The 11,322-nt window shown below is 63.0% G+C and carries 15 protein-coding genes; 5 read left to right on the forward strand and 10 right to left on the reverse strand.

All coding sequences use genetic code 11. From position 1 onward, the window contains the following. Nucleotides 1–44 precede the first annotated feature (44 nt). The 3 genes from PTZ19_RS01440 to ald all read right to left on the reverse strand — a co-directional run bounded on the left by PTZ19_RS01440 (nucleotide 45) and on the right by ald (nucleotide 2,383). Nucleotides 45–950: a tyrosine recombinase gene (locus PTZ19_RS01440; protein WP_276351815.1), complete on the reverse strand. Its 906-nt coding sequence runs from the start codon at nucleotides 948–950 to the stop codon at nucleotides 45–47. A gap of 18 nt (nucleotides 951–968) precedes the next feature. Beyond that, nucleotides 969–1,202 carry a DUF4227 family protein gene (locus PTZ19_RS01445; RefSeq protein WP_276351818.1) on the reverse strand — a complete coding sequence of 78 codons (234 nt, stop codon included), beginning with the start codon at nucleotides 1,200–1,202 and terminating at the stop codon, nucleotides 969–971. 77 nt (nucleotides 1,203–1,279) lie between these two features. Then, nucleotides 1,280–2,383 (reverse strand): alanine dehydrogenase, encoded by a 1,104-nt coding sequence (gene ald / locus PTZ19_RS01450; protein WP_276351820.1) that lies wholly within the window; start codon nucleotides 2,381–2,383, stop codon nucleotides 1,280–1,282. Nucleotides 2,384–2,466: 83 nt separating this feature from the next. On the opposite strand from ald, the gene PTZ19_RS01455 reads away from it, so the two are divergent. After that, nucleotides 2,467–3,594 carry a S8 family peptidase gene (locus tag PTZ19_RS01455; protein WP_276351822.1) on the forward strand — a complete coding sequence of 376 codons (1,128 nt, stop codon included), beginning with the start codon at nucleotides 2,467–2,469 and terminating at the stop codon, nucleotides 3,592–3,594. A 42-nt stretch (nucleotides 3,595–3,636) separates the two neighbouring features. Here PTZ19_RS01455 and PTZ19_RS01460 read toward each other — a convergent pair whose 3' ends face one another. Then, nucleotides 3,637–4,134: a glutathione peroxidase gene (locus PTZ19_RS01460; protein WP_276351824.1), complete on the reverse strand. Its 498-nt coding sequence runs from the start codon at nucleotides 4,132–4,134 to the stop codon at nucleotides 3,637–3,639. A gap of 124 nt (nucleotides 4,135–4,258) precedes the next feature. Here PTZ19_RS01460 and PTZ19_RS01465 point away from each other — a divergent pair, with 124 nt between their 5' ends. Next, a complete protein-coding gene (locus tag PTZ19_RS01465; protein ID WP_276351826.1) occupies nucleotides 4,259–4,741 on the forward strand; it encodes a glutathione peroxidase in 483 nt (160 codons plus the stop codon). Between the two features lie 63 nt (nucleotides 4,742–4,804). After that, on the forward strand, nucleotides 4,805–5,113 hold the full coding sequence (locus PTZ19_RS01470) for a hypothetical protein (protein ID WP_276351828.1): 309 nt from the start codon (nucleotides 4,805–4,807) through the stop codon (nucleotides 5,111–5,113). A gap of 387 nt (nucleotides 5,114–5,500) precedes the next feature. Here PTZ19_RS01470 and fur read toward each other — a convergent pair whose 3' ends face one another. The 4 genes from fur to PTZ19_RS01490 all read right to left on the reverse strand — a co-directional run bounded on the left by fur (nucleotide 5,501) and on the right by PTZ19_RS01490 (nucleotide 8,563). Next, nucleotides 5,501–5,974 carry a ferric iron uptake transcriptional regulator gene (gene fur, locus PTZ19_RS01475; protein ID WP_276351830.1) on the reverse strand — a complete coding sequence of 158 codons (474 nt, stop codon included), beginning with the start codon at nucleotides 5,972–5,974 and terminating at the stop codon, nucleotides 5,501–5,503. Nucleotides 5,975–6,049: 75 nt separating this feature from the next. Next, nucleotides 6,050–6,706 (reverse strand): stage II sporulation protein M, encoded by a 657-nt coding sequence (gene spoIIM / locus PTZ19_RS01480; protein ID WP_276351833.1) that lies wholly within the window; start codon nucleotides 6,704–6,706, stop codon nucleotides 6,050–6,052. Between the two features lie 70 nt (nucleotides 6,707–6,776). Continuing rightward, nucleotides 6,777–7,982: an endonuclease Q family protein gene (locus PTZ19_RS01485; RefSeq protein ID WP_276351836.1), complete on the reverse strand. Its 1,206-nt coding sequence runs from the start codon at nucleotides 7,980–7,982 to the stop codon at nucleotides 6,777–6,779. Further along, complete coding sequence (locus tag PTZ19_RS01490) at nucleotides 7,979–8,563, reverse strand: NUDIX hydrolase (RefSeq protein WP_276351838.1); 585 nt, start codon at nucleotides 8,561–8,563, stop codon at nucleotides 7,979–7,981. Before PTZ19_RS01490 ends, PTZ19_RS01485 begins: the two co-directional genes overlap by 4 nt. Before the next feature lie 126 nt (nucleotides 8,564–8,689). Between PTZ19_RS01490 and mciZ the strand changes: the two genes are divergently transcribed. Together mciZ and PTZ19_RS01500 are read left to right on the forward strand one after the other, a co-directional pair. Then, nucleotides 8,690–8,881: a Z-ring formation inhibitor MciZ gene (gene mciZ, locus PTZ19_RS01495; protein ID WP_276351841.1), complete on the forward strand. Its 192-nt coding sequence runs from the start codon at nucleotides 8,690–8,692 to the stop codon at nucleotides 8,879–8,881. A 495-nt stretch (nucleotides 8,882–9,376) separates the two neighbouring features. Next, nucleotides 9,377–9,808, forward strand: coding sequence for a DoxX family protein (locus PTZ19_RS01500; RefSeq protein WP_276351843.1), 432 nt, complete (start codon nucleotides 9,377–9,379; stop codon nucleotides 9,806–9,808). A 63-nt stretch (nucleotides 9,809–9,871) separates the two neighbouring features. Here PTZ19_RS01500 and PTZ19_RS01505 read toward each other — a convergent pair whose 3' ends face one another. Continuing rightward, complete coding sequence (locus PTZ19_RS01505) at nucleotides 9,872–10,660, reverse strand: anti-sigma factor (RefSeq protein WP_276351847.1); 789 nt, start codon at nucleotides 10,658–10,660, stop codon at nucleotides 9,872–9,874. Then, on the reverse strand, nucleotides 10,653–11,255 hold the full coding sequence (locus PTZ19_RS01510) for a sigma-70 family RNA polymerase sigma factor (RefSeq protein WP_276351850.1): 603 nt from the start codon (nucleotides 11,253–11,255) through the stop codon (nucleotides 10,653–10,655). The genes PTZ19_RS01505 and PTZ19_RS01510 overlap by 8 nt, the downstream gene beginning before the upstream one ends. Nucleotides 11,256–11,322 lie beyond the last annotated feature (67 nt).

Here is an 11,322-nt window from a genome sequence, read left to right on the forward strand (position 1 = left end):
TTCGCTCTCCCCTTCATGCGCTTAAGCCCGGCGTCCCGCTCGCTTCAGCGGGCCCGCGGATGCGCGCGGTCGTATTCCTCTTTCACTTTCGCCCGGGCGGCGCTTTGATACGATTGGGTCGCCTGGAGGCTGACGTGCCCGAGCATCTCCTGGACCGCCCGAAGATCTGCGCCGTTCTCCAGCAGATGGACGGCGAACGAACGCCTCAGGGATTGAGGAGTCGGCTCCGCGTCCAATCCCGCCGCGCGGGCGTGTTTCTTGATGCATTTCCAGAAGCCTTGCCGGGTCATCCGCCGCCCGAGCCGGCTCGGGAACAGCACGCCGGCAAGCTTGTCCCCGTCCGCTGCCGCCTTCAACAGGGCCGGCCGGCCTTCCGACATAAAGCGGGTCAAGGCGCGTACCGCCGATGCGCCGATCGGCACGAGCCGCTCCTTGCCCCCGGCGCCGGCGCAGTGCAGAAACCCGAGATCGGCTCTCACGTGCGACGCGTCGAGCGCCAGCAGCTCGGATACCCGCATGCCGGTCGCGTACAGCACCTCGAGCATGGCCCGGTCCCGCAGCCCTTCCGGCGTCGCTTCATCCGGCGCTTCCAGCAGCTTCTCCACGTCCCCGCGCTCCAGCGCCCGCTGCGCTCTGCGTTCGGCCTTCGGCGCTTCGATCTGCAGCGTGGGATCCCGATCCAGTACCCGGTCGATCACGCCGTAGCGGCACAGCCTGCGGATCGAGGCCAGCCGTCGGGCGGCCGTGGCCGCGGACTTGCCTTCTTTGGCCAGCCGCTGCAAGTAGCTTTGCACGTGGAAAGGCTGCAACGCGGAAGGCGCGGTTACGCCTATCTTCTCCATGGCGTCCAAGAAATCCTTCAGATCCGCGCCGTACCCCGCGCGCGTGTGCTCCGAGATTCGCGGGTTCCGCGCCAGATCTTCCATATATGCCTGGATCCAGCGTCTCATCGCGGCTTTCCGTCCCCCCTACTCCCCATACCAATAGAACAGGCGAAGACGGTCTCCGGGCGAAGCGCCCGGATCGGCTCCTTCGCCGGACCGAAACACCTTATAGGCCCGCCCCTCCGGCTCCCGATACGGATCGGACGGCTTGAGCCAACCATGGAACCAGCCGAACAGGCTGTGCACGATCACCGTCATCGCGAGGAACAGCAGCGTAAACTGCAGCCGGCTCCACCATTTGCCATACGGTTCCTTCATTCCCATCCCGCCCTTGTCCGCGTATTCTCGTTACACCGTATGAGATCGGACAAGGTTTGATGTCTACCGCGCCGGGATCAGAGCGGGACGTACCGATCGCCGAGCGCCTCGGCCACTTGCGGATGCCGGAAAGCGCCGCCGTGCACGTTCACGCCGGACGCGAGAACCGGATCCGCGGCCAGCGCTCCTTCGAAGCCGAGGGACGCCAGACGCAACACATAATCGATCGTCACGTTCGTGAGCGCCAGCGTCGAAGTGCGGGGAACGGCGCCCGGCATGTTGGCGACGGCGTAATGGATCACCCCGTGCTTCTCGTAGACCGGGTTATCGTGCGTCGTCGCCCGGTCGATCGTTTCGATGGAGCCGCCCTGGTCGACCGCCACGTCCACGATGACCGCGCCTTTTTTCATCGTTTTCACCATGTCCTCGGTCACGAGCCGCGGCGCCCTCGCCCCGGGCACGAGCACGGCTCCGATGAGCAGGTCCGCCTTCCGCACGGCGCTGGCGATGTTATGGGGATTGCTGGTCAACGTCCGCAGCCGTCCCTGGAACACGTCGTCCAAATACCGCATGCGCTCGGCGCTTTTCTCCAGTACCACGACGTCGGCGCCGAGGCCGAGCGCCATTTTGGCGGCGTTCGTGCCGACGATGCCGCCGCCCAGGATGATGACCTCTGCCGGAGGCACGCCCGGCACGCCGCCGAGCAGAACGCCGCGGCCGCCTTGGAACGCCTCCAAGTACTTGGCCCCCTCCTGCACCGACATGCGTCCCGCCACCTCGCTCATCGGAGTCAGCAGCGGCAGGGTCCGGTTCGGCAGCTGGATCGTTTCGTACGCGATGGCCGTTACGCCGGCCGCGGCCAAAGCCCGGGCCAAGTCCGGCGCCGCGGCCAAGTGCAGGTACGTAAACAGGAGCAAGCCCGGACGGAAGAAACCGAACTCCTCCGCGATCGGTTCCTTCACCTTTACGATCAGGTCGGACCGGCCCCAGACATCGGCCGCGGAACCCAAAATCTCGGCGCCGGCAGCCGCATACTCCTCGTCCGGAAACCCGCTCCCGCTTCCCGCCCCGGCCTGCACCAGCACGCGATGCCCGGTTTCCTTCAGCATGCCGGCGCCGGCAGGCGTCAAGGCGACGCGGTATTCGTGTTTTTTGACCTCTCTCGGCAATCCGACGATCATTCGACGCACCCCCTTGAGGAATCCCTGCCTAAATGTTGCACAACCCTGCTGCGCTCACATATTTTGCTACGGGTGATGAAGACATGAACGTCAAAATCGAACGATTGCTGGCCAACGCGGCCAGGCGGAAGTCCGGTCCGAAATCGGAGCGGCTGCTGGTCGCCTTGAAACGGGGTCCGGCGTACCGCCGATGCATCGGCCGCCTGAAAGCTTCCGGCGTCATGCCGATTAAAACGAACGACGTCCACCGCCTCATCTGCTGCCACGCGGACAAACGCACCGGACGCGCGCGGCTGCGGAACCACCCCGACGTCGCCTACGTCGAGCGGGACGCCGGCGTCAAAGCCCATGACTGCGGATGCCGGGCGGGCATCCGCGCTATCGTCGTGCCCTGGAACGTGCGCCGGGTCAAAGCGGCGCCGGTGTGGTCCCGCACCCGCGGATCGGGGGTCCGGGTCGCGGTGCTGGATACCGGCATCGCCCGCCATCCCGACCTGAAGATCGCCGGTGGCGTGAATACGCTCGGCGGGCGCTCGTTCGCGGACGACAACGGCCACGGCACCCATATTGCGGGCATACTTGCCGCGACCGGACGCCGGCGGCTGACCGGCGTCGCGCCTGCCGTCCGGTTGTATGCCGTGAAGGTGCTGGATGCCGCGGGGAACGGATTCGTGTCCGATATCATCGAAGGAATCGACTGGAGCCTGAAGCGCGGCATCCGGGTCCTGAACATGAGCTTCGGCACGTCCGCGGACAGCTTGGCGCTTCGGAACGCGATCCGCAGAGCCCGCCGCAAAGGCGCGGTCGTCGTCGCCTCCGCCGGCAACGAGGGTCCGTTGAACCGCAGGCTGGATGCGCCCGCCCGTTATCCGGAGACGATCGCGGCCGCGGCCTCCACCCGGGCGAACCGCGCCGCCTCGTTCTCCAGCCGGGGCCGCAATATCGCCGTGGCCGCGCCCGGCGTGAATATCCTGTCCACGCTGCCGGGCGGCAAATACGGCCGGATGTCCGGCACCTCGATGTCCGCCCCGCATGTCGCGGGCGGAGCCGCCCTGCTGCGCGCCTTGTCTCCGAAGCTGTCCCCCGCTTCCGTCGCCAAACGACTGAAAGCGGCGGCTCTGCCGATTCCCGGCGGGAAACGGTCGGCCGGTTCCGGCCTGCTGCGAATCGCGCCGGCCGCCGCCGGACTTGGCACGAAAACGCGGACCTGACGCTGCCGCCGATCCCGTTAACGCTGCGGGGGCGGAATTCCCTTACTTGATCCCGAGCAACTCCCGAATCCGGGGCTCGATTTCCTCCGGTTTCACCGCGGGCTCGATCCGATCGGCGACCCGGCCTTCCCGGTCAACCAGGAATTTGGTGAAATTCCAACGGATATCCTTCTCGCCGTCGGTCGACTCCACCGGCGGCGGAGTCTGTTCCTTCAAGTAACGATACAACGGGTGCTCATCCGGCCCATTGACCTCGATCTTTTCGAACATCGGGAACGTCACGCCGTAGTTCGTCCGGCAGAACGACCCGATTTCCTCGCTCGTGCCGGGCTCCTGCGCCCCGAATTGGTTGCAGGGAAACCCGAGAACGGCCAGCCCTTGTTCCGCATACGAGTCGTACAAGCGCTGCAGCCCCTCGTATTGCGGCGTCAATCCGCATTGGCTCGCCGTGTTCACGATCAGCAGCACCTTGTTCCGGTAAGGCGTCAAATCCGTCTCCCGTCCGTCCAGCGTCCGGACTTCGAACTCGTAGACCGACATGCGATTCCTCTCCTTTAATAGGGAGTTTGACTTCGTCAATCTCTCCTGATTCAACTGGTGCCAGTTCCTGCTTCTATGATGTACAATCCAAGTATAATCGATTTGTTTCGAGGGGGGAAATTCCATGTCGCTGTACGACATCGAAGTGCGGGGCATACGCGGGGAAACGCTGAGAATGGAGGATTACCGGGGAAAGGTCCTGCTGATCGTGAATACGGCCAGCCAGTGCGGCTTCACTCCCCAGTATTCCGAGCTTCAGCGGCTGCACGAAACTTACGGCCCGCAGGGGCTGCAAGTGCTCGGTTTTCCGTGCAACCAGTTCGCCGGCCAGGAGCCGGGTTCGAACGAGGAAATCCGGCAGTTCTGCCAATTGAACCATGGGGTCACGTTCCCGCTGCACGCCAAAATCGAAGTCCGCGGACCCGGCGCCCATCCGCTTTTCCGCCATCTTACCCGCGAGGCGCGCGGATTTCTCGGAACGAAGGCGATCAAGTGGAACTTCACGAAGTTTCTCGTCGACCGGGACGGACGCGTCGTCAAACGTTTCGCCCCGAACGCCGCGCCGGCCAAAGTCGAACCGTACATCCGCAAGCTGTTGGAAGCGTGAAGACATCCAACCCTTGAACGAAACGCGAATGGGCTCCCTGACCGAAACGGCAGGGGGCCCATCGTGTCCTTATGCGCTTGTTCGCGGCCCTCCGGATCGACGAGAACCATGGCGCCTCCCGCCGATGTTTCGCCGACGGAAGCGTCGCGCAGAATTCCCTTGAACGCGTCGCTGATCATGATCGTCATGACCGATACGGCGATGTGCCGCAGCCGCTCGTCCAGCACCTGCTCCGCTTTGCCCATCGTATTCTGCGCGGAACGCGCCGCGTTCGTCTCCACGATGTCGGAGGCGATCCAGTACGAACCCCAGCCGGTGAGCGAGACGGCCAGCACGATCGGGACGATGAAGGTCATCCGCATGCGATTCTGAAAGAATTGATTGTAGTAGAAATGCGAGAGCAAGCGGCGCAACCTCCCGAAAACGGTTTCTTCTACAATCTATCGCATCAGGTATACTTTGGTAAAGAACAAACCGTTGGGGAGCATTGCGGACCCATACGATGTACGGAGAAGTCGGATAACGGCGACGTTTTTGCTAAAATAAGAGGCGGATATCCGACAAAGTCGGACAACGGAGGCACTTTTGCTGAAAATGGGGGCGGATATCCGGGAAAGTCGGACAACGGCGGCGTTCTTCGCGCGAATTCGAGCGAGATGCACGAGAAAGCCGTACATCGGCGCACATGGGAGGTTTGCATGAAAAAAGCCCGACCGCGGAGGTCGGGCGCTTTCGCACTTTTCGGGCAACTCTCGTTCGTTATTTCGCGTCTCCCGAGGATTCTCCCGCCCGGGCGGCGTTGCATTTGGCGCACAGGCCTTGGAAATCGAGGCGGTGGTCCAGCACGGTGAAGCCGTATTCCTTCTCCAGCCGTTCTTCCAGCGGAATCAGCCAGTCTTCCATAATCTCCGTCATGGAGCCGCATTGCACGCAGATCAGATGGTGATGGTGGTGCTTGGTGCTCTCCGCCCGGAGATCGTAACGGGCGACGCCGTCGCCGAAGTTCATTTTCTCGACGACATGCATTTCGCTGAGCAGCTCCAACGTCCGGTAGACGGTCGCCAAGCCGATCTCGGGCGCCTTCTCCTTGACGAGCATGAACACGTCTTCCGCGCTGAGATGGTCTTCCTCGTTCTCCAGCAGTACGCGCACCGTCGCTTCCCGTTGGGGGGTCAGTTTGTAGCCCTGAGACTGAAGCTGCTGCTTGATTTTTTCGATCCGGGCTTCCTCCAAAACCTTTCCCCCTCCGGTCCATTCGTTTGGTTCCATTATAGGGGGAGGCCGTTCCGGAAGTCAAACCCGAACCTGCTAGAATCGCGCCGCGCCGATAGATTGTACCGCCGCTTGCGCTTCGGGCGCGGCGCGTTCCAGCAGCAGCGGCGACACGTAGGCTTCGTAGAGGGAAGCGAGCGCCAGCATGCCCATCATGAGCGCCGCCGCCGCGGTATGGGCGAGGAACGGCGGCAACAGGTTGCCTTTGCGCCGGAACAGCCTATCCTTGACGACGAAGTAGGCAAACCGGGCCGAGGAGACGCTCGCGATCATGAGCGCCGGGATGACGAGCGCATTCTGGGGCGCCACGGCCGCGAGCGAGAACCACACGCCCTGCCAGGCGTATTCGTTCACGAGCAGGCCGACGGCGAAACCGATCAGCACGCCTTTCAGGAAATCCAGGATCAAGACGAGCGGAAGGCCGATCACGGACACGCCGAGCAGCCAAATCAGCACGAGCCATTTAGCATAGAAGAGCAGGCTGTCCCGGAACGCCGCCGCGACGTTCCAGTCCTCCGGGGTTTTCGCCGACTTCAGGTAAACGCCCAGATGCTGGGCGAGTTCTTGCCGTTGCTCCAGCGTCAAGGCATGGACGAGCAGCACGCCGAATACGGCCCCTACGGCCAGCAGCACGCCCACGAACAAATACAGGTTCAGGTTTTCACGGGCCGACAGATTCCACAAGCGAGCCATGATCGTCCTTACGCCCCTTTCGTCCGACAGTAGGCGGTCTCGTGCCTAATGTATGTCGGACAAGGGGGATTTAGAAGGATTCCGAAAGCTTGCCGTACTTGCCCCCGCTGCCGGGCGTGAAGGTCGCGCGGCCTTCTCTCGCGGCGACGATCGCCGAGGCGATCCGCTCTCCCGCCGTTGCCGCGATGCGTTCCCGGGACGCCCGGTGCAGCACTTCCATTTCCGTCCCGACCTCCTCCAGCAGGCGGTCCCGCAAGACGCGGCCCACGCCGGGAAAGAAGGACAGCGGCACCTGCGGCCGATAAGGAGCCCGGAACTCCGGATGCATGGGCTCGCCGCGATCCGCCAGCATCTCGATCCGGCCCGACACGCCGCGGATCAGCTTCCGGCTGCCGCAGGACGGGCAGACCTCCGCGACCTCCTCGTCCGAGCCGCTGCCGACGGCTTTGCGGCATTCCGCGCAGTAGGTCGTATGGTATTTGCCGAGTAGAGGATGGAGACCGTAATTCGCGAGAATCCGGCGTCCATCCTCGCCTCTCAGCGCCTTGACCCATTCCCGGAAAGTCGGCCCGGCCATCAGCATCTCGTTGCATTCCCGGCCGATCATGCCGGTGGAATGGGCGTCCGAATTCGTTAGGAACGGGTAGCGCTCCATCTCCGAGAGCCGGTCCGCCATGTCGGAATCCGCGCTGAGCCCCAGCTCGACCGCGGCGATGCCGTCCGGGTCGAGCCGGTCGGCGAGACGGTCGGCGGAGCAGCCGAGCAGCCCCCGGTGCGGCGTGAAGACGTGGGCCGGCACGAGAACGCCGCCTCGGGCCAACAGCTCCTCCTGCAGTTCCCTGGCGGTCGCCCGCAGCCGCTGGGAGCTGAGCATGACGTTTTTCTGCCGCGGAGCCATCCAGGCGGTCCATTCTTTCATGGCGCGCATGTCGGGGAGAAAACCGAGCAAGTGGAACGGTCCGCCGCCCGGTTCGCGCACCTCCATCTCGGCGCCGGGCAGGATCACCGTGTCGCGGTACCGGATTCCCCCGCCCTCAGCCTCTTCCATTTCCCCCGATTCGAGACAGCGGTCGATATCCGCCTGTACGGCCGGGGAATGGCAATCGATCACGCCGATCAGCTGGATGCCTTTGCGCTCCGAAGCCTCATGCGCGATCGAACGGAAGGTCAGGTCGCGGCTGGCGCTGATTTTCACCGGCTGCCCGCCGTCCGAGCGGCCGATATGCACGTGCAGGTCGGCAAAAAACGGGCGGAGCCCGTTATCCGTTTCCTTCATCCCGGCAACGATCCCGTCGTCGCCTGCAGCTGCCAGGCGTAGACGGCCAGCAGCGTCTTCGCGTCGCAAATGCGGCCGTCCCTGATGTATTGCCAAGCCTGCTCCAGCGTGATCGCCTCGCAAGTCATGAACTCTTCCTCGTCCAAGTGGACTTCACCTTGACGCAGCTCATCCGCGTAATACAGATGCACCACTTCTTCGGCGAATCCGGGGGACGTGGAGAACGATTGCAGATGCTTCAGGCTCGCGGCTTTGAACCCCGTCTCCTCTTCCAGCTCCCGGCCCGCCGCCTCGAGCGGATCTTCCCCCGGCTCCAGCTTGCCCGCCGGAATTTCCACCTGCGCCTTCTCGAGCGGCTTGCGGAACTGCTCGACGACCAACATTTTCCCTTCCTCCGTGAGCGCCAGCACGGCGACCGCCCCGGGGTGCTTCACGATTTCGCGCGTCGCGGTTCCGCCGTCGGGCAGCCGCACCGTATCCACCTGCAGGGAGATCATGCGGCCCTGGAAAATCGGTTTCGTCTCGATCGTTTCTTCATAAAAAGGGTGTCTTCCCCCTTCGTTCGTCTTCAAAAGGTTCATCCTCCCGTCATGTTCCTGCCTTATTCCTCATAGGATCAAGGTAACGGCTTGTCCCCGAGAATGCAAGCCCCGAAGCGGAGAGAGCTCGATTCCGCCAATCTCCCGATTAGAGGAGGATCTTGCGAGATGCTGAAACGATACGCCGCACCCGAACGGATTTCCTGGTCCGGGCGGGCATGGGAAATCCGCCATGCGTTGCGTCAGGAAATCCGCAATCGCGGGCGAGCGGCCCGCTTGGCCGATCTGCTGCCGGCTGCCCGACCGCCGTTGCAGGCGGTTCCGCCGTCAGGCGGAGGCCGAAACGGAAAACCGGACTGAAAGGGAAGGAATCCGGAAGGCTGCCGAAAACATGCGAAACCAGGCGATGCGGTCGCAGGCCTGGTTTTTTCGATTGGCATTTTGAACTTATAAAAACCGCAGCAACCCGTTCGCATACACCGTTCATCAAGCTATGGGAGATCGGGTTAAGGGACACAGCGGCCGCTATGGGGGACATTCCTCGAACATTTGTACGCTAACGGACTCCGTTGCGCTTATTTAGAAAAATACGCTGCATCTTCGCAAATCGTTGCAAATAAGGGCTTCCGTGTCCGTTACGATTCGAGCATGACCCTTAATCCTCAAATAGCGGCTGCGGTGTCCGTTAGTTAGGATCGGCTCCGGACGATAAGGGGGGACCGTTGGAGCGTTTTTCGTCAACTCGTCAATCGATGAGAGGCAGAAAAAAACTTTAAATATCCCTTGACAGGAATATTCTCTATGGAGTATATTCAAATCAAGGAATACAAAACAAATTTCAAGGAGAGATGGATCATGAAAAAAGTACGGATCGCTTACTGGACGGTTACCACCCTGTTCTCGCTGCTGATGTTGTTCGCGGCCGTCCCGGCCATCATGGGAGAAGCGTCGACCGTCGAGCTGATTACCGAGCATTTAGGTTACCCGGACTACTTCGTCTTCTTCAGCGGAATCGTGAAGGTGATCGGCCTCGCGGCGATCTTGATCCCCGGCTTCCCCCGGCTGAAAGAATGGGCCTACGCCGGAATGGCCTTCGATTTGGTCGGCGTCGTGTATTCCGGCCTCGCGTCCGGCGAACCCGTCGCCTCCAACTTGCCGATGCTCGTTTACTTCCTGTTGCTCGCCGGATCTTACGTGCTCTACCACAAGCTGAACGCCGCCGCGGGAGCGGCCGCGGCGGATGCCGGGAACTCGAAACAATCGAGGTTGGTCGGAGCCGGGGGTTAACCCCGGTTTTTCGTCCGTCCGGCCGTCTCCGTTCCCAGCCCCCGCGATCGACCGCCGGCCGGATCACGGGCTTCCCGTCAGTTTGACGTGAGCGGTTTCCGGTGCCGTCGGTTTCTCGCTCCCGCCTTTGGGCTCGATCGTGAAGGACACGTCCCGCACGTCCCGTACGGGCGGCAGATGGGAATACAAATGCCCTTGGGCCCGATGGAATTCCACCAATCCCAGGCTGGTGAGCCCGCCGGGAACGTCCCCCCAAGCCTGCAAATCGTTGGTGTCCGCGGGCAGCAAGCCTTCGATCAGCACGAACATCTCGCCCGTGCGGCCGTTCACCCACACGGTGACGGCTTTTTTTCCGTCCGCGACCGGTACGCCCGGCGCGAACGAAGAAGCCACCGCGTACACCTTCGTGTCGGGATCGCTGATGACCGCCGCCCCTACCGGCTCATGCAGCCGGGCGTATTCCAGCGGGGCCAGTCCTCCCGATCTTGCCTCCGGTACCGGACGCTGCGGCAATTCCCGCAGGAGCAGCCCGGATACGAGCAGCACGCAGGCCAGCGCGGCGCCGGCCAACAGCAACGGCCGCTTCGCCAGCCTTTTTTTCCAACTTCTTCTCCATACCGCCATCCGCAGCGAACGTCGAACGCGCTCCCCCGGCATCGGATCGCCCGCGGTCCCCGTCTCCGCCGACACCTCCGGCTTGCCGAGCAGCTCCCGCCATTGCGCGAACGTCCGCCTGCACGCGGCGCAAGTCTCGAGATGCCTCTCCATGGCCCAGGCGGTTTCCTCCGGCAGGCGTTTCAAATGCCAATCGATCCATTTTTCCTCGGGCACCCCGCAGCTCCGCTCATTCACCGCGTCCGCCCCCTTCCGCCCATCCGAGCCTTTCCATCGCTTTGCGCAAGTGCGACAAGCCGTACCGCACCCGCGATTTCACCGTGCCGAGCGGCACTTTCCAGTTCTCCGCGAGCTCGCGCTGGCTTCGGTAATCATAGAACGCCGCGGCCAGCGTCTGCCGCTGGGCGCCCGGCAAATCCCCCCAAGCCCGGCGGAGCGCTTCCCGCTCCAGCCGGTTCAGCACGCGGCGTTCCAAATCGCCGGCATCCGATCCTCGCGGCTCCGGCCACGCGTTCGCGGCGGATTCGAGCACCACGCGCTTGCGTTTGCGCAGCCGGTCCAAACAGCGGCTTTTCGCCAGCACCGCCAGCCATGCCTCTACCGATCCCCGGGCCGGATCGTAACGCTCCGGTTTCGCGATGACGCTCATCAGGACGTCATGGCAGACGTCTTCGGCCTCCATCCGATCGCCCAGCATTTTGCAGCCGAGCCCCATGACGAACGGGGCGGCCTCCTCGTAAAAACGGTCGAACGCCTGAAGCGATCCTTCGCGGATTTGCCGCAGCAGATCCGCCAGGCTCTCCTCTTCCGTACGGCGTTTTGGCGCTTCCATGATCGCAGGCACCTCCGAAATCCATCGTCGCTCCCTCTTTTTTTATACATACCAAAAAACGCGGCGT

It is taken from the genome of Cohnella caldifontis (genome assembly GCF_029360585.1).
Classification (GTDB): Bacteria; Bacillota; Bacilli; order Paenibacillales; family Paenibacillaceae; genus Cohnella; species Cohnella caldifontis.

What these genes read in the sequence shown, in the direction of transcription:
- PTZ19_RS01440 (WP_276351815.1), bottom strand. Translation starts at nt 950, where the DNA reads ATGAGACGCTGGATCCAGGCATATATGGAAGATCTGGCGCGGAACCCG.
- PTZ19_RS01445 (WP_276351818.1), bottom strand. Translation starts at nt 1,202, where the DNA reads ATGAAGGAACCGTATGGCAAATGGTGGAGCCGGCTGCAGTTTACGCTG.
- ald (WP_276351820.1), bottom strand. Translation starts at nt 2,383, where the DNA reads ATGATCGTCGGATTGCCGAGAGAGGTCAAAAAACACGAATACCGCGTC.
- PTZ19_RS01455 (WP_276351822.1), top strand. Translation starts at nt 2,467, where the DNA reads ATGAACGTCAAAATCGAACGATTGCTGGCCAACGCGGCCAGGCGGAAG.
- PTZ19_RS01460 (WP_276351824.1), bottom strand. Translation starts at nt 4,134, where the DNA reads ATGTCGGTCTACGAGTTCGAAGTCCGGACGCTGGACGGACGGGAGACG.
- PTZ19_RS01465 (WP_276351826.1), top strand. Translation starts at nt 4,259, where the DNA reads ATGTCGCTGTACGACATCGAAGTGCGGGGCATACGCGGGGAAACGCTG.
- spoIIM (WP_276351833.1), bottom strand. Translation starts at nt 6,706, where the DNA reads ATGGCTCGCTTGTGGAATCTGTCGGCCCGTGAAAACCTGAACCTGTAT.
- PTZ19_RS01485 (WP_276351836.1), bottom strand. Translation starts at nt 7,982, where the DNA reads ATGAAGGAAACGGATAACGGGCTCCGCCCGTTTTTTGCCGACCTGCAC.
- PTZ19_RS01490 (WP_276351838.1), bottom strand. Translation starts at nt 8,563, where the DNA reads ATGAACCTTTTGAAGACGAACGAAGGGGGAAGACACCCTTTTTATGAA.
- mciZ (WP_276351841.1), top strand. Translation starts at nt 8,690, where the DNA reads ATGCTGAAACGATACGCCGCACCCGAACGGATTTCCTGGTCCGGGCGG.
- PTZ19_RS01500 (WP_276351843.1), top strand. Translation starts at nt 9,377, where the DNA reads ATGAAAAAAGTACGGATCGCTTACTGGACGGTTACCACCCTGTTCTCG.
- PTZ19_RS01510 (WP_276351850.1), bottom strand. Translation starts at nt 11,255, where the DNA reads ATGGAAGCGCCAAAACGCCGTACGGAAGAGGAGAGCCTGGCGGATCTG.